General features: G+C 69.7%; 13 protein-coding genes. 1 reads left to right on the top strand and 12 read right to left on the bottom strand.

Features of this window, described 5'->3' with window-relative positions; genetic code table 11:
- Positions 1-510: 510 nt before the first annotated feature.
- Positions 511-1,209 carry a demethylmenaquinone methyltransferase gene (locus tag ACT3UL_RS16055; RefSeq protein WP_444579386.1) on the bottom strand — a complete coding sequence of 233 codons (699 nt, stop codon included), beginning with the start codon at positions 1,207-1,209 and terminating at the stop codon, positions 511-513.
- A 130-nt stretch (positions 1,210-1,339) separates the two neighbouring features.
- On the opposite strand from ACT3UL_RS16055, the gene serC reads away from it, so the two are divergent.
- On the top strand, positions 1,340-2,497 hold the full coding sequence (gene serC / locus ACT3UL_RS16050; protein ID WP_444579384.1) for a phosphoserine transaminase: 1,158 nt from the start codon (positions 1,340-1,342) through the stop codon (positions 2,495-2,497).
- A 289-nt stretch (positions 2,498-2,786) separates the two neighbouring features.
- On the opposite strand, the gene ACT3UL_RS16045 is transcribed toward serC, so the two are convergent.
- The 11 genes from ACT3UL_RS16045 to pth all read right to left on the bottom strand — a co-directional run bounded on the left by ACT3UL_RS16045 (position 2,787) and on the right by pth (position 16,103).
- Positions 2,787-3,260 (bottom strand): MarR family winged helix-turn-helix transcriptional regulator, encoded by a 474-nt coding sequence (locus ACT3UL_RS16045; RefSeq protein ID WP_444579382.1) that lies wholly within the window; start codon positions 3,258-3,260, stop codon positions 2,787-2,789.
- The gene (locus ACT3UL_RS16040; RefSeq protein WP_444579380.1) at positions 3,257-4,780 is read right to left on the bottom strand and encodes an NCS2 family permease; all 1,524 of its coding nucleotides are present in this window, start codon (positions 4,778-4,780) and stop codon (positions 3,257-3,259) included. Before ACT3UL_RS16040 ends, ACT3UL_RS16045 begins: the two co-directional genes overlap by 4 nt.
- A 52-nt stretch (positions 4,781-4,832) precedes the next feature.
- Positions 4,833-5,630 (bottom strand): glucosamine-6-phosphate deaminase, encoded by a 798-nt coding sequence (gene nagB, locus ACT3UL_RS16035; protein ID WP_444579378.1) that lies wholly within the window; start codon positions 5,628-5,630, stop codon positions 4,833-4,835.
- Positions 5,631-5,861: 231 nt separating this feature from the next.
- A complete protein-coding gene (locus tag ACT3UL_RS16030) occupies positions 5,862-7,235 on the bottom strand; it encodes an NAD(P)/FAD-dependent oxidoreductase (RefSeq protein WP_444579377.1) in 1,374 nt (457 codons plus the stop codon).
- Positions 7,236-7,357: 122 nt separating this feature from the next.
- Complete coding sequence (locus ACT3UL_RS16025; RefSeq protein ID WP_444579376.1) at positions 7,358-8,311, bottom strand: Ppx/GppA phosphatase family protein; 954 nt, start codon at positions 8,309-8,311, stop codon at positions 7,358-7,360.
- Positions 8,308-8,856, bottom strand: a complete 549-nt coding sequence (locus tag ACT3UL_RS16020) for a DUF501 domain-containing protein (protein ID WP_444579374.1) — start codon at positions 8,854-8,856, stop codon at positions 8,308-8,310. Before ACT3UL_RS16020 ends, ACT3UL_RS16025 begins: the two co-directional genes overlap by 4 nt.
- Entirely contained in the window at positions 8,853-9,323 is a 471-nt protein-coding gene (locus ACT3UL_RS16015; protein ID WP_444579372.1) for an FtsB family cell division protein, read from the bottom strand. Before ACT3UL_RS16015 ends, ACT3UL_RS16020 begins: the two co-directional genes overlap by 4 nt.
- Positions 9,324-9,569: 246 nt before the next feature.
- Positions 9,570-10,862: a phosphopyruvate hydratase gene (eno, locus tag ACT3UL_RS16010; protein ID WP_444579370.1), complete on the bottom strand. Its 1,293-nt coding sequence runs from the start codon at positions 10,860-10,862 to the stop codon at positions 9,570-9,572.
- 66 nt (positions 10,863-10,928) lie between these two features.
- Positions 10,929-11,846 carry a MazG nucleotide pyrophosphohydrolase domain-containing protein gene (locus ACT3UL_RS16005; protein WP_444579369.1) on the bottom strand — a complete coding sequence of 306 codons (918 nt, stop codon included), beginning with the start codon at positions 11,844-11,846 and terminating at the stop codon, positions 10,929-10,931.
- Positions 11,847-11,856: 10 nt separating this feature from the next.
- A complete protein-coding gene (gene mfd / locus ACT3UL_RS16000) occupies positions 11,857-15,492 on the bottom strand; it encodes a transcription-repair coupling factor (protein WP_444579367.1) in 3,636 nt (1,211 codons plus the stop codon).
- Positions 15,489-16,103, bottom strand: coding sequence for an aminoacyl-tRNA hydrolase (gene pth, locus ACT3UL_RS15995; RefSeq protein WP_444579366.1), 615 nt, complete (start codon positions 16,101-16,103; stop codon positions 15,489-15,491). Before pth ends, mfd begins: the two co-directional genes overlap by 4 nt.
- Positions 16,104-16,310 lie beyond the last annotated feature (207 nt).

Raw genomic sequence — 16,310 nt, 5'->3', positions numbered from 1 at the left:
AAATGCATAGAAAAATCCTGACAAAAAAACAAACAACCAGCATATAACTGCTGTATCATCCGTAATAATTTGCCATCAAAATAATGGCACCAACAAATAAACACGCTATTGAGATATCAAACAACACGCGCACTCGGCCGTCCAAGCCTTTCGGCTCTTTCGCTCCGGGGCAACCTCTATAACTTACGAGGTGCGGCTCTCCATGTCAACTCGGTGCGGTGTGATCCGCGCCTCCCTGACTTTCAGAGGGACCTGCATGCCTGCTCAGTACGGTTTTCTCGGTTCAACCTCTCGGCCGACCCTCGTTCCCGTTCTGCTGGGCACGAGGAAGAACATTACGCAGATCCCCGGGGACCGTCAAGCCAGAACGACCCTCTTGGCGGTGTCCTGCGCCACACCCGGTGCTGATTGAACATCACTGCAGGTCATGGGCCTGAACACCGCACTATCCGATCATGCAGAAGTCGTACTTCGAGGTGCGAGAGGCCTGGGGCCCCGCGACGGGCCGCCTCAGATGTGAGGCACGACCCCTCGGTGCAGCGCCACGATCCCCCCGCTGAGGTTGCGGAACTGGGCCTTCTCCAGCCCGGCCTCGACGAACCACGCGCGCAGAGACGTCTGATCCGGCCACTCGAGGATGGACTCCGCGAGGTAGTCATAAGCGTCCGCGCTCGTGGCGACGCGTCGGGCGACAGCCGGCAGCGCACGCAGCAGGTACTTCTCGTACACCGTCCGGAAGACTCGGGAGCTCGGCGTCGAGAACTCGCACACGACCACTCGCCCGCCGGGCTTCACGACCCTGGCCATCTCGGCGAGGGCGAGCTTCGGCTCATGGACATTGCGCAGACCGAAGGAGATGACTGCGGCGTCGAAGGAGTCATCGGTGAAGGGGAGGTGCTGAGCGTCGGCGCCGACGAACGGGACCGGGGCTCCGCGTCGACGTCCCTCGGTCATCATCCCCAAGGAGAAGTCCGCCGCGAGGACCTGGGCACCTGCGTGTGCGATCGCCGTCGAGGAGGTTCCGGTGCCCGCGGCGAGATCGAGAACGGTGCTGCCAGGCTCGACGCCGAGCGATTCGACCATCGCCTCCCGCCACATCCTGACCTGCCCCAGGGCGGCAACGTCGTTCATCAGGTCATAGCGCTTGGCGATGCTGTCGAACATCCCTGCGACGTCATACGGCTGCTTCTTGAGATCGGCACGGCTCATACCCCGATCTTCCCATGCCGGGCCGCTCGGCACGGACCGCTGCGAGGTACGGGTCGCGCCCCTGGCAGGATAGGAGGGCGTGCTGCCCGACCCGCCGGTGGCACTGCCCCCGCATCACGAGGAGTTACCAATGTCCGATGCCCGTACCGTCCGTGCCGACACGATCCGCGGTCTGTCGATCCCCCAGGGTCTGCTTCCCGCGGATGGTCGCTTCGGCTCCGGTCCCTCCCGCATCCGCGACGCGCAGATGGAGGCTCTGAGCTCTGTGTCCCGCACGGTCATGGGCACTTCTCATCGCCAGGCTCCGGTGAAGCAGTACGTCGGACGGATCCGTTCCGGCCTGCGTGAGCTGTTCTCCCTGCCCGAGGACTACGAGGTCGTACTCGGCAACGGCGGGTCGACCGCATTCTGGGACGTCGCCGCCTTCGGACTGATCGAGCACCGCTCACAGCATCTGGTGCTCGGCGAGTTCTCTCAGAAGTTCGCGAGCGAGGTCGCCGGTGCTCCGCATCTGGGTGAGCCGGAGGTCATCCTGGCGGATCCCGGTGCGTGCCCGATGCCGGCAGCTCGGGAGGACGTCGACGCCTACGCCTGGCCCCATAACGAGACCTCCACTGGAGTCATGGTCCCCGTGCGTCGGCCCGCCGGGGCGCGCGCTGATCAGCTCGTGCTCGTGGATGCCACCTCCGCGGCCGGTGGCGCGATGATCGACATCACGGAGACCGACGCCTACTACTTCGCGCCGCAGAAGGCCTTCGCCTCGGACGGCGCGCTGTGGCTGAGCATCCTCTCCCCCGCGGCGATCGAACGGGCCGAGCGCCTCGCAGCAGACACGCACCGATGGATCCCGTCGTTCCTCTCTCTGACCAGTGCGATCGACAACTCCCGCAAGGATCAAACGCTGAACACCCCGGCGGTGGCGACCTTGGTGCTCATGGCCGAGCAGATCGAGTGGATGCTCGCCCAGGGCGGCCTCGCCTGGGCTGATGCCAGGACCCGGACCACCAGCGGCATGGTGCAGGCCTGGGCCGCAGGGCGTGAGGAGATCACGCCGTTCGTCACCGAGCCCGAGGCTCGGTCCCAGGTGGTGACCACTCTGGACGTCGACGACTCGATCGATGCCACGGCCGTGACCTCCGTGCTCCGTGCGCACGGGATCGTCGACATCGAGCCCTACCGCAAGCTCGGCCGCAACCAGCTGCGCATCGCGACCTTCCCCGCAGTGGAAGAAGCTGACGTGTCGGCTCTGCTCGCTGTGCTCGACCACGTGCTCGACCACAGCGCCTGACCCCCACGCGGATCCGTACGACGTGCTCCGTCTCACCTGCGCTGCCCGGCCATCGGTGCCGATCGGCCGCACGATCTGCGCGTTCGGCACTACTGCGCGTCCGGCACTACTGCGTGGTCAGAACGTCTACGTGGTCGAACTTCTGCGTGGTCAGAACGTCTACGTGGTCGAACTTCTGCGTGGTCACACAGTCGTGGTCAACGTGGTGACGGGGTCCTGGCCAACGTGGTGACGGGGTCCTGGCCAACGTGGTGACGGAGTCCTGGTCAGTGAGGTCACGCAGCCGCGGTCAGCGGGGTGGATCGATGAGGGTGCGGCGCAGCAGCTCGGTCGCGGCACGGAGAGTCTCCCGCTCCTGGGGGTCGGCTGCCTCGATCCGGGTGCGGAGCCAGCCGTCGCGCTCGGCCCTGCCCTGGAGCACCACCTGCACACCGAGCTCGGTGAGCGTGACCAGCACCTGGCGGCCGTCGCCCGGGTGCGTCGAGCGCACGACGAGGCCCGCGTCCTCGAGCCGACCCAGGATCCGGGTCATCACCGGAGGGCTCACATGCTCGAACTCCGCGAGCGACCCCGGGGTCGACTCACCGGATCGATCCAGGAACGCGAGCACCGAGAACTGGGACGCGGAGACCTCGTCCGACGCGGTGCGGGAGCGCAGGATGCGGGAAGAGACCAGCAGCACGCGACGCAGCTCGGCCGCCAGCTCGGAGACGTCGTCCTGTGCGACGTGCTCGTCCCCTGCCTGCGGCTCCCCCGTCGTCACAGCAGCAGGCCTTCGATCGCACCGCGCAGGAAGTACACGACGAAGAGCGCGGCGATCACATACATGAGCCAGTGCACCTCTCGGGCCTTCCCCCGCACGAGCCGGATCAGGACGTACATCAGGAAGCCGGCGCCCATGCCCACGGTGATCGAGTAGGCGAACGGCATGAGGATGATCGTGAGGAAGGCCGGAAGGGCGACCTCGACATCGCTGAAGTCGATGTCCGTCACCTGCGTCATCATCAGGAAGCCGACCATCACCAGCGCCGGGGTCGCGGCCTCGTAGGGCACGAGGGCGACCAGCGGCGCGAGGAAGGTGGTCAGCAGGAACGCGACGCCGACGACGATCGAGGCCACCCCCGTACGAGCGCCTTCGGCCACGCCCGACGTGGACTCGACGAAGCTCGTGTTCGACGAGACGCCGCCGACACCGCCGGCGATCGCGGCGACGGAGTCCACGACGAGGATGCGCTGGGAGTGGGGCATGTCGCCCTCCTCATCGACCAGCCCGGCCTCCGAGGCGACGGCGACCATGGTGCCCATGGTGTCGAAGAAGTCCGCCAGCAGCAGGGAGAAGACGATGACGATCGCACCGATCCCGCCCGCTGCGGTGATGCCTCCGATGGGGTCGACCGTGAACAGGGTCGCGAAGTCCGGGGCCTGGATCGGGAACTCGCTGATGGCGGGCACGTTCATCGCCCACCCACCGGGATTGCCGGGATTCGTGTCATCGCCCGCGCTGAAGGCGCCGAGGTGGAGGAACCGCTCGAGGACTATCGAGAGGACGGTGGCGCTGACGATCGCGATGAGGATCGCGCCGGGCACCTTGCGCACCCACAGCACGAACATGAGCAGGAGGCCCGCGACGAACACGAAGGTGGGCCAGCCGGTGAGCGACCCGTCGTTGCCCAGCTGCACGGGGGTCCCGGAGGCGGTGGTCACGAACTTGGCGTTGAACAGGCCGAGGAAGGCGATGAACAGGCCGATCCCCACGCCGATGGCGGTCTTCAGGAAGGGCGGAACAGCCATGAACACCGCCCGGCGGAAGCCCGTGAGGACGAGGACGAGGATGACCACGCCCTCGAGCACCACGAGGCCCATCGCCCCGCCCCAGGTCATACCCGGCAGCGGCACCACCGAATAGGCGATGTAGGCGTTGAGCCCGAGCCCGGTCGCCAGGGCGAGCGGGAACTTGGCCCACGCCCCCATGAAGATGCTCAGGAGCCCGGCGATCAGCGCGGTGCCGGCAGCCACCGCCGGGAGGTTGGGCTCTGCGCCGCCACCGAGGAACTGCCCGGTCGAGTCCGGGACGGTCCCGATGATCAGCGGGTTCAGCACCACGATGTAGCACATCGAGAAGAAGGTGACGAGCCCTCCGCGGAGCTCACGGGAGAGGGTCGACCCTCGCTCGGAGATCCGGAAGAACCGGTCGAAACCGCTGCGAGGCGCTGCGACAGCACCCGAGGACGGCGGGGACGAAGGAGGTGAGGAGGGGGGCGAGGAGGGGTCGGCCTGCATCATGGGAGCGATCGTATCCGGCTCCCGCCGACGCATCCGCCCCTGTTCCGGATCCTCAGCTGTGACGTGCGACCGGGTTCTCCGCCTCGAGGCGGCGAGCGTAGCGGTAGTAGTCGGCGAGCTCCAGCTGCGAGGCGGCCGCCTCGTCGACCACGACGACCACGTCGGGGTGCAGCTGGAGGCTGGAGGCCGGCCACCGCGCGCTGATCGCGCCCTCGGCGAGATGCGCGACCGCTTCCGCCTTGTGCTCCCCCGAGGCGGTCAGAACGATCCTGCGCGCATCGCGGATGGTCCCCAGTCCCTGGCTGAGCGCCCGGACCGGGACGTCCGCCGCATCGTCGAAATAGCGGGAGTTGTCGGCGATCGTGCTCTGTGCCAGCCCCACCACACGCGTGCGCGAGCCGAGCGAGCTGCCGGGCTCGTTGAAGGCGATGTGTCCGTTGGACCCGATGCCGAGGATCTGGAGATCCACTCCCCCTGCCGCGGAGATCCGCGCGTCATAGGAGGCGGCCTCCGCGGCCGGGTCGGCGGCGTCGCCGGCGGGCGAGACCACCGCGGCGTCATCGATGTCGATGTGCGACGTGAAGTTCTCACGGATGAAACGATGGTAGCTCTGCTCGTGGCCCGCCGGCAGGCCCACGTACTCGTCGAGCAGGAAGGCGCGCGCGGTGGCGAAGGAGAGGCCCTCCTCGCGATGGCGCCGGATCAGCTCCGTGTACGCCGGGACGGGAGAGGACCCGGTGGCCAGACCGAGGACGGGGCCGGAGTCGTCGGCGTCTCGGATGGTCTGCTCGAAGACGTCGGCGACGACGCGAGCGCCCTCGGCGGCGTCGGTGACGATATGGATCTCCATGGGGTACTTCCCTTCCGGTCGCGCGCGCCCTGTCCCCGACACCCTGCTGACCGTATGTGCTCGTCTATTACCGGGAACGAGCATACTCGGGCTTCCTCCCGGGACATGCTCCGTCCCGCCGATGTGAGCAGTCCCTGCATGCACGGAGGCACCGTCACGCCGAGCGTGACGGTGCCTCCGTGGCTCCGGAGCCGCGGGATGCGGGCGCTCAGGCGCCCGATCCCGGCCGGATCACTTCTTCTTGCCGGAGTTCGCGGCGTACTCGAACGCTGCGCGCGGCGTCGAGGACTGCGGGATGCCGATGATGTCCCGGCGGGAGATCAGGTTCGTCGCCCATCCGGCGATGACCGCTGCCTTCCGGCCCAGGGTCGGCATGGCGTAGACGTGGTAGGCGCGGGCCATGGCCCAGGCCGGGAGCCCGCGGATGTCGAGCTCCTTGTCGGCCACGTTGAGGCGGCCGACGCCCTTGTACATGCCCAGGGTCGCCATGACGCCGAGGTTCTTGTGGTAGTAGTCCACCAGCGGGCGCCCCTGCACGGAGCGCGCGATGTTGTCCGCCACGCGCTTGCCCTGACGCACGGCGTGCTGAGCGTTGGGCGGGCAGAACTTGCCCTCACCGGAGGCGAGGTCCGGCACGGCGGCGCAGTCGCCGGCGGCGAAGACGTTCTCCAGCGGGCCGTCGGCGCCGTTGACACGGAGGTCGGCCAGAGCCTCGAGCTTGCCCATCATGGGGCCGCGCTCGGTGATGACGGGCAGATCAGAGATGTCCGTGTCGGACAGGACCGGGGCCGGCTTCACACCGGCGTTCCAGACCAGCAGGCCGGTCTCGAACTCGTCGCCGTCGCTGGTCTTGATGAGGCCGTCCTCGGCCGAGTTCAGGAAGGTCTCGAGCTTGACCTCGACGCCGCGCTCGCGCAGCTGGTTCAGCACGTAGGCGCGCTGGTCCTCGGTGAGCTCGGGGAACACGAAGGGCGCCGCGTCGATGAGCACGAAGCGGATGTCCGAGGCGTGCAGGTCGGGGTAGTAGCGCAGGGCGTCGCGGACCATGTCCTCGGTCTCGCTGACCGCCTCGCCGCCGGCGAAGCCGCCGCCGATGAAGGTGAAGGTGAGCAGACGCTTGCGGATCTTCGGGTCCTTGGTGGACGCCGCCTCGGCGAGGTTGGCGAGGATGCGGTCGCGCACGGCCACTGCCTCCTCGACCTGCTTGAAGCCGATGGCGTTCTCGGCGAGGCCCGGGATGGGCAGGAGACGGGGAACGGCGCCGAGGCCGACGACCAGGTAGTCGTAGGAGATCTCGAGCTGCACGTCCTCCTCGGTGTTCACCACGACGGTGTTCTCCGAGCTGCGGATCTGCGTGACGGAGCCGGTGACGACCTTGCTCCCCGGGAGGATCTTGCGCAGGGGCGCGAGGACGTTGCGGGGATCGATGCTGCCGGCGCCGACCTCGGGGAGGAAGGGTGCGTAGGTCATATAGGGGCGCGGGTCCACGACCGTGATCGCGACCTCGGAGCCGAGCGTCTTGCGCAGATCGCTCGCAGTGGTCAGGCCGACGGAACCGCCGCCGAGGATCAGGACATGGGGCTTGCCGCCGAAAGTGGTGTTCATGACCCCTAGCCTAGAACCGCGGAGCACTTCACACAAAACGATTCAGGTCGTGGACGTCACGGCGTGCTCGCGTCGGCCGTCGCCCGTCGACCGCCGGGGCCCACGTCCGTCGGGCCCGGCGGTCAGTCCGTGCGGTCCAGCAGGTCCAGGGCGAGGCCGTCGAGGATGTCATGTTCGCTGGTCCTGGTCTCGGTGATCCCGGACGCGGTGGAGACCCGTTCCATGATCCGAGACCAGATCAGAGCCCCTGCACCGATCACATCGATGCGCCCCGGATGGATGATCCGGTGCGCGGACCGCTGCTGTCGGGTCTGCGAGAGCAGGTCGAGGCAGACAGCCTGGACGTCGTCGATCGCCAACCTCGCCCCGTGCGTGACGTCGGGTTGATACTCCTGGAGCCCTTGCGCGACCGCCGTGACGGTGGTCACGGTCCCGGCCACGCCGACCAGCGATCGTGCGCGGTCCAGCGGCACCGCGGACTCGGCCTCGTCCAGCAGCGCGTCGATGTCCGCGCTCGCGGCAGCGATCTGCTCCGCAGTGGGGGGATCCGTGGCGAGGTGGCGCTCGGTCAGCCGTACCGACCCGATGTCCATGCTGATGCGGTGCGTCGGAGTGGTGGTCCCGAGCACCAGCTCGGTGGAGCCCCCTCCGATGTCCACCACGAGACGAGGGCCCTCGGGGAGTCCGGTGACGGTGCTGACCGCGCCTCGGAAGGAGAGTGCCGCCTCCTCCTCGCCCGTGATCACCTCAGGGGTCACCCCGAGGATCTCGCGGATCCCGTCGATGAACTCATCCCGGTTCGACGCGTCCCTGGTCGCCGAGGTCGCGACGAAGCGCACCGCCTCGGGAGCCACGTCGTGCCGCTCGATGAGCTCACGGAACTGACGCGCCGCCTCCAGCGTGCGCTCGATCGCGACCGGATCGAAGCGCCCCGTGCGGTCGACGCCGAGGCCCAGACGCACCATCTCGAGCCGGCGCTCGAGGTCCGTGGGCCGGGTACCGTCCCCGACCCGGCGCGCGATCAGAAGTCGGATGGAGTTGGTGCCGCAGTCGATCGCGGCGACGGGGGCGCTCATGCGTCGTCCTCCGGGGCGGCGTCGACCTGCTCGCATCGGCACACGAGCTCGGGCAGCACGCCGTCGATGGTCGCGAGGACCTCGTCGGCGACGGGGTTGATGCCCTCCCCCTCGGCGAGGGCCTGACCTGCCAGGGCATGGAGGCACTTCACCCGCGTGGGCATGCCGCCGGCGCTGACGTGGCGGACCTCCTCGGCGTCCCCGAGCTCCTCGCGACGGGCGAGGTACCGCTCGTGGGCTCGACGGTAGCCGGCGGCGAGCTCGTCATCGGTCTCCAGCCGCCGGGTGAGGTCGGCCATCGTGCCGGTCGCCTCGATGCGGGAGATGTCCAGGGTGAGCCACGGGAGGGTGAGGTAGAGGGAGGTGGGGAACGGGGTTCCGTCCTCGAGCCTCGGGGCGGTGCGCACCACGGCCGGGCGCCCACAGCTGCAGCGCCGGGCGATGGACACCACGCCGCGCATGTCGCGCCCGAGCTGCTCCCGCATCACCTCGAGATCGTCGGGCGTGGTCGGGGTCTCGAAGGGAAAGGGTGGGAGTGCGCTCACTGCGGGGGATCCTGATCGTCGGTGTCGTCGGCGGGTGTTTCGTCGGAGACGTCCTCGTCGGTCGAGCCGGTCTCGTCGGGGATGTCCTCGGGGGTCAGGCGGCTCGCTCCCTCGACGCTCTTCCAGAGCGTGGAGAACCATTCGCCCTCCTGCGCCTGCTCCGCGGCCAGCTCCGCCTCGGTGAGGGGGACGTCCCGACCGGAGGTGTCCGTGAGCCGGTACTGGGTCTCCCCCGGCATCGCGAAGAGCAGTCGCTCTCGGGCCCGGGCGGAGACATAGGCCGGGTCCTCCCAGCGGGCGACCTGCTCGCGGAGCTTCTCCACGTCGGTCTCCTGCGAGTTCACCTGGGCCTGGATCTCGGAGAGCTGCTGACGCTGGGCGACATAGGAGTTGACCGTCGGCACGAGGGCCGCCAGCGCGATCACCACGAGGGCGACGAGCGCCAGGGTGCGCCGGGTGATGGTCACGCCGGGGCCGTCCTCCTGGGGACCGCGCGGGGCGGTGCTGCGAGGACGTGATGCCGCCGCCGGGCCGCGGTTGCGCGAGGACGAGGCGCTCTTGGCCGTCCCCCGCGACGGGGTGGACGACGGTCGCGCGGCCGGCCGCGCACCGGGCCGACGACCCCCGGATGCAGCGACCGGGCGCCTCGCTGATCGCGGGGCGCCCGGTCGTCTGTTGCTCATGACCAGAGGTTACAACCTCATGCTGAGGACTCAGGCAGTGAAACGCGTGAACCGAGGAAATGCTGCGGCGCCGGCGTAACGTGCCGCATCCCCCAGCTCCTCCTCGATGCGCAGCAGCTGGTTGTACTTCGCAACGCGCTCGCCTCGGGCCGGGGCGCCCGACTTGATCTGCCCGCAGTTGGTGGCCACGGCGAGGTCCGCGATGGTGGTGTCCTCGGTCTCACCGGAGCGGTGCGACATCATGGCCTTGAACCCCGCACGGTGCGCGAGGTCCACGGCGTCGAGGGTCTCCGACAGCGAGCCGATCTGGTTCACCTTGACCAGCAGCGCGTTAGCGGAGCCCTCGGTGATCCCGCGGCCGAGGCGCTCGGGGTTGGTGACGAACAGGTCGTCGCCGACGAGCTGGGTCTTGGCCCCGACACGCTCGGTCATGGCCTTCCAGCCCTCCCAGTCGTCCTCGTCCAGCGGGTCCTCGATGGAGACCAGCGGGTAGGAGTCGACGAGATCGGCGTAGTAGTCGATCAGCTGGGCGGAGGTCTTCTTCTCGCCCTCGAAGAGGTACGAGCCGTCCTCGAAGAACTCGGAGGCGGCGACGTCCAGGGCCAGGGCCACGTCCTTGCCGGCCTCGAAGCCCGCCCTGCCGATGGCCTCGACGATCAAGTCGAGGGCCGCACGGTTCGAGTCGAGGTTCGGCGCGAAGCCGCCCTCGTCGCCGAGACCGGTGGCCAGGCCGCGCTCCTTGAGCACAGACTTCAGCGCGTGGTAGACCTCGGCGCCGACGCGCATGGCCTCGCCGAAGGTCTCCGCACCGATCGGCGCGATCATGAACTCCTGGATGTCGACGTTGGAGTCCGCGTGGGACCCGCCGTTGAGGATGTTCATCATCGGGACCGGCAGGATGTGGGCGTTGGGCCCGCCGACGTACTGGTAGAGCGGCACACCGGCGGAATCCGCGGCGGCGCGGGCCACGGCCAGCGAGACGCCGAGGATGGCGTTCGCGCCGAGGGCGCCCTTGTTGGTGGTGCCGTCGAGATCGAGCATGACCTGGTCGATCGCGCGCTGCTCCTGGACGTCCATGCCCAGGATCTTGGGCTGGATGTCGGTGATGACCGCGGAGACGGCCTCCTCGACACCCTTGCCGAGATAGCGGGCCTTGTCGCCATCGCGGCGCTCGACGGCCTCGAAGGCACCGGTGGAGGCACCGGAGGGGACTGCGGCGCGGGCGACGATCCCGTCGTCGAGGAGGATCTCCACCTCGACGGTGGGGTTGCCTCGGGAATCGAGGATCTCGCGGGCGTGAACGGCATCGATCAGAGCTGCCATGGGCTGTTCCTTCCATCAGGAGAAGAGCGGTCACGGCCGGTCGGCGCTGACCGTCCACAGGCCAGTCTAGGCCGTCCGGCCGTCCTGGCTCGACAGGGTGCCGTCCGATGGCTCCCCGTGGGGGACCTGTGGGCCGTCCTCGGACGGTGCGGAGTCGCCTGCCGTGACGACTGCCGAGCGCGTCCGGGCGAGCAGGGTGCGCAGGGCGGATTCGGGGTCGATGTCCTCGGACTCGGCACGCACCGCCAGGTCCAGCATCGCGCGTGCGGTGGCGCCTCCCCACTGCTGGGCGTCGGGCGCGGCGGCCGCCTCGTCGGCGGCGGCGAGCAGCTCCTCGAGCCGACCGTCGGAGCGGGTGCGGTGCACGACCTTCGCGGCGGTCTGGAGCACGGGCAGGCGCTCCGGGATGCCGTCGAACCAGGCCGCCGCCGCGGGGGCGTCGCCGGCTCCTTCCGCCCGACGCTCGGCCGCCTTCACGGCGTGCCACTGGGCGATGATCTGCTCCACGTCCTCCGGGTCCTCGAGCGCCTCGTCCCGTCGGTCGCCGAAGATGTGCGGGTTCCGGCGCTCCATCTTGGCGATGAAGGACCGCGCCACGTCGTCGACGTCCCAGGCCGGGTCCGCCTCCTGCCCGACCCGGGCGTGGAACAGGATCTGGAAGAGCAGGTCCCCGAGCTCGTCGCGCAGGGCGCCGGGCCCATGGGCCTGCGGATCGTCGATCACCTCGAGAACCTCGTAGGTCTCCTCCAGGAGGTACCTGGCCAGCGACGCGTGGGTCTGCTGATGGGACCAGGCGTCCCCGTCGGCCGCGCGGAGCGCCTCCATCACCTCGACCGCCCGGAGCACGGCGCTGCCGCGCGCAGCGACCTCGCCGTGGGGCGGCTCGGTGCGCCGCGAGGGCGGGGCCTCCTGCGGGGACCGTGCGGGCGGCTGCCCGGAGGCGGACGGTCGCGGGGACCGTGCGGGCGGCTGCGAAGAGTTCACAGGTGCGAGGTTACTTCGCCGATCCCTGGATGGTGGGCGAGGTCATGGACTCCGCCGCCGCCGGGACCAGGGTGCGCAGCACCTCGCGGGCCCAGTCCAGCAGCTCGTGGTCACGCAGCTCGGTGCCCCCGAAGCGCGAGGTCATCGGTCGCGGCACGAGCACCTGGCGCGTGGTGGGCTTGAGCAGCGTGCCCGGGTAGAGGCGCTTCATGCGCATCGCTGCGGAGTCCGGCACCTCGAGGTGCGCGAAGCGGATCATCTTGCCCTGCGCCTGCACCTCGTCGATGCCGGCGGCTCGGGCATCGATCCGGAACCGCGCCACGTCCAGCAGCACCTCGACCGGCTGCGGCGGCGCGCCGTAGCGGTCCGTGAGCTCGGAGCGGATCTGGTCGATCTCGGCGACCTCGCGCACGGCCGACAGCTTCGAGTAGGCCTCCAGGCGGAGACGCTCGGAGCCGATGTAGTCGTGCGGGACATGCGCATCCAGCGGGAGCTCGACGCGGATCTCCTTCTCGGGGGCCGTGGACTCGCCGCGGAACGCCGAGACGGCCTCCCCCACCATGCGCACGTAGAGATCGAAGCCGACCCCGGCGATGTGGCCGGACTGCTCGCCGCCCAGCAGGTTGCCCGCACCGCGGATCTCGAGGTCCTTCATCGCGACCTTCATACCGGCGCCGAGATCGGTGTTCGTGGCCAGCGTGGTGAGCCGATCGTGGGCGAGCTCGGTGAGCGGCTTGGTGGCGTTGTAGAGGAAATAGGCATAGGCGCGCTCGCTCGAACGGCCCACACGACCGCGCAGCTGATGCAGCTGGGAGAGCCCGAACTTGTCGGCGTTCTCCACGATCAGGGTGTTCGCGTTGGCGATGTCCAGGCCGGTCTCGACGATGGTGGTGCACACCAGCACGTCGAAATCGCGCTCCCAGAAGTCCACGATGACCCGTTCGAGCTGGGCCTCGTTCATCTTGCCGTGCGCGACCTGCACCCGGGCGTCGGGGACGAGCTCGCGCAGGTGCGCGGCGACCCGGTCGATGTCCTCGACCCGGTTGTGGATGTAGAACACCTGCCCCTCACGCAGCAGCTCACGCCGGATGGCGGCAGTGATCTGCTTGTCCTCCTGGGCGCCGACGTAGGTGAGCACCGGGTGGCGCTCCTCCGGCGGGGTCGCGAGGATCGACATCTCGCGGATCCCCGTCACCGCCATCTCCAGGGTGCGCGGGATGGGGGTGGCGGACATCGCCAGCACGTCCACGTCGGTGCGCAGCGCCTTGAGCGTCTCCTTGTGCTCGACGCCGAAGCGCTGCTCCTCATCGACGATCAGCAGTCCCAGGTCCTTGAACCGCACCTGCCCGGTGAGCAGGCGGTGGGTGCCGATCACGATGTCGACGCTGCCGTCGGCGACGCCCTCGATGGTGGCCTTCGAGTCCGCGGGGTTCTGGAACCGGGAGAGCCCGCGCACCGTGACCGGGAAACCGGTGTACCGCTCGGTGAAGGTGTCCAGGTGCTGCTGGGCGAGCAGAGTCGTCGGCGCGAGCACGGCGACCTGCTTGCCGTCCTGGACCGCCTTGAAGGCGGCGCGCACCGCGATCTCCGTCTTCCCGTAGCCGACGTCGCCGAGGATCAGGCGATCCATCGGGACGGTCTTCTCCATGTCGGACTTCACGTCGTCGATGGTCACGAGCTGGTCCGGGGTCTCCACGAACTCGAACGCGTCCTCGAGCTCACGCTGCCAGGGCGTGTCCTGAGCGAACGCATGGCCGGGGGCGGACTGCCGCGCTGAGTAGAGCCGCACCAGCTCGTCGGCGATCTCGCGGATCGCCTTGCGCGCCCGGGACTTCGTCTTGGCCCAGTCCGAGCCGCCCATGCGGTTGACGCTGGGATCCTCGCCCCCGACGTACTTGGTGACCTGGTCCAGCTGGTCGCTGGGCACGTACAGCCGGTCGCCGGGCTGGCCCTTCTTGGAGGCCGCGTACTCGATGACGAGATACTCGCGGGTGGTGCGCTTGGCACCGACGCCGACGGCGCGGCTGGTCATCTCCATGAAGCGGCCCACGCCGTGGTGGGCGTGGACGACGTGGTCGCCGGGGCGCAGCTGCAGCGGGTCGACGACATTGCGTCGGCGCGAGGGCATCTTGCGCTCCTCGCCCCGCCGTGCGCCGGACTTCCCGGTGAGATCGCGCTCCGAGGCGAGGATCAGCCTGAGGTCCTCGACCACGAGGCCCTCGGGGAACGGTCCGACGGTGACCACGGCCTGGCCGGGATCCACGGGCCCCTCGAGGTCCGGCGAGAAGACCGCCGGCATGCCCTCGGCGCGGAGGTTCTCGCTGACGTGACGGGCGCCGCCGGGGCCGACCATCGTCGCCACGACGCTCCAGCCGTCCTGGCGGCGCTGCTCGAGGTCCTTCGCCGCGTCGCCCGGCTTCCCGGAGTAGCCCGGGTGGGTGTGCGCACCGCGCGTGAGGTCGACATCGGCGTCCAGGCCGAAGGACGCCAGGGTGAACCAGGGCCGGCCGCCCTCCCGGGCATGTCCCTTGGCCTCCCCCAGCGGGACGAAGCTCGCAGCCCCGACGTCGATGGGAAGGCCCCCTCCGGCGGCCGCGCTGGACCAGGCCGCGGCCAGGAACTCGTCGGTCGTGGCGACGAGCTCCTCCGCGCGGGCACGGGTCCGCTCGGGATCCAGGATCAGCAGGCGGGCGTTCTCCGGGAGGACGTCGGCGACCTGCTCCATCCCGTCCACGAGGACCGGGCTGAGGGATTCCATCCCGTCGGCGGCGATGCCGTCGGCGATGCGCAGCAGCAGGTCCCGCACGCCGGGCAGCTCCTCGGCCCGGGTGCGCGCGCGTTCGCGCACCTCCGGGGTCAGGAGGATCTCCCGGCAGGGCGGGGCGTCGAGCCCACGAGGGGCCGGATCCAGCGAGCGCTGATCGGCGACGGAGAAGTAGCGCACGTCGTCGATCTCGTCGCCGAACAGGTCCACGCGCAGCGGATGCGGCTCGGTGGGCGGGAAGACGTCGAGGATGCCTCCGCGCACGGCGAAGTCGCCGCGCTTCTCGACCATGTCGACCCGGGCATAGGCCGCGTCGACGAGGTCGCGCACGAGGTCGTCCAGCGGATAGGTGTCCCCGACGGCGGCGCGCACCGGTGTGAGGTCCCCGAGTCCCGTCGCGATGGGCTGCAGCAGCGAACGGACCGGAAGCAGGAGCACGTGGACCGGGTCCTCGGACTCGGGGTGCGCGAGACGCCGCAGCGTCGCCAGCCGCTTCGCGACGGTGTCGGCCCGCGGGGACAGCCGCTCATGCGGGAGCGTCTCCCAGGCGGGGAGCTCGGCGACGTGGTCCGTGCCGATCAGCGCGGACAGCGCGGAGCGCACGTCCTCGAGGGCGCGCGTGGTGGGGGTGACCACGACCAGCGGGCGCTCGGCGCTCGCCTCACGGGCGAGATCGGCGACGACGAAGGGGAACAGCCCGGTCGCGGCGACGATGCTCCCGCCCTCGCCGCTCTCCGAGCCCTCCTGCACGAAGGAGCGCACCGCGGTGAGATCACGCCCGGCCGCCAGCTGGTCCAGCAGCGGGCGCAACGGGGCACGGGTCGGACCGAGCGCGGGACGGTTCGTGGTCGTGCTGTTCGTGGTCGTGCTGTTCGTGGTCATCGTGCCTCTCGGGAGTGGAAGCGCTGCTGGGCCGCGGTGAGGCCCTCGAGGACCACGGCCTCCACGGCGTCGGCGGCATCGGAGATCAGCAGCTCGAGGGACTTGCGCTCGGTGGAGGTGAACGGCGCGAGCACATGGTCGGCCGTGTCCCGGCCGCCCGAGGGCCGGCCGACGCCCGCTCGCACACGGAGGTAGTCCTTGGTGCCCAGGGCCTTGGTGATGTCGCGCAGCCCGTTGTGGCCGCCCTCGCCGCCGCCGAGCTTGAGCCGGACGGTGTCGAAGGGGATGTCCACTTCGTCATGGACCGCGACGATCCGCTCCGGGGGGATGTCGTAGTAGGAGGCCAGCGCCTTCACGGGGCCCCCGGAGACGTTCATGTAGGTGGTGGTCTTGGCGAGGATGACGCGCTCGTCGGCTCCGGGGATGCCGAGGCGGCCCTCGAGCACGACAGCCTGGGCACGGCGGGCTGCGGTGAAACGGCCCCCGGCCGCGGCGGCGATGTGATCGAGCACCATATGCCCGATGTTGTGCCGGGTCGCGGCGTACTTCGAGCCGGGGTTGCCGAGACCCACGACCAGGTACGGTCCGGGTCGACGTTCGCTCACGGTCATGGACTGCTCCTCGCTGCAGCGTCGACGCCGTTCCGGGATCCTGCTCCCGGGGCGGCCTGGTGGCGGCCGGCGCGATCCACCGCGCGCTCTTCCCGGCCTCGGACACCGTACCGGGGCGCCGCGCAGTGCGCGACGCCCCGGGGTGGCGCATGTGAGGAAACGAGCGGACCGACCGGGTGCGGGGAGGCTGGACGCCGCCCTGTCCCC

The sequence above is a fragment of the Brachybacterium sp. 107 genome (genome assembly GCF_052379725.1).
Classification (GTDB): Bacteria; Actinomycetota; Actinomycetes; order Actinomycetales; family Dermabacteraceae; genus Brachybacterium.
This window is presented reverse-complemented; position numbering and strand designations above follow the sequence as displayed.

Bases quoted from the DNA above. Each gene is read 5' to 3' on its own strand.
- ACT3UL_RS16055 (WP_444579386.1), bottom strand. From the start codon at position 1,209: ATGAGCCGTGCCGATCTCAAGAAGCAGCCGTATGACGTCGCAGGGATG.
- serC (WP_444579384.1), top strand. From the start codon at position 1,340: ATGTCCGATGCCCGTACCGTCCGTGCCGACACGATCCGCGGTCTGTCG.
- ACT3UL_RS16040 (WP_444579380.1), bottom strand. From the start codon at position 4,780: ATGATGCAGGCCGACCCCTCCTCGCCCCCCTCCTCACCTCCTTCGTCC.
- nagB (WP_444579378.1), bottom strand. From the start codon at position 5,630: ATGGAGATCCATATCGTCACCGACGCCGCCGAGGGCGCTCGCGTCGTC.
- ACT3UL_RS16030 (WP_444579377.1), bottom strand. From the start codon at position 7,235: ATGAACACCACTTTCGGCGGCAAGCCCCATGTCCTGATCCTCGGCGGC.
- ACT3UL_RS16025 (WP_444579376.1), bottom strand. From the start codon at position 8,311: ATGAGCGCCCCCGTCGCCGCGATCGACTGCGGCACCAACTCCATCCGA.
- eno (WP_444579370.1), bottom strand. From the start codon at position 10,862: ATGGCAGCTCTGATCGATGCCGTTCACGCCCGCGAGATCCTCGATTCC.
- mfd (WP_444579367.1), bottom strand. From the start codon at position 15,492: ATGACCACGAACAGCACGACCACGAACAGCACGACCACGAACCGTCCC.
- pth (WP_444579366.1), bottom strand. From the start codon at position 16,103: ATGACCGTGAGCGAACGTCGACCCGGACCGTACCTGGTCGTGGGTCTC.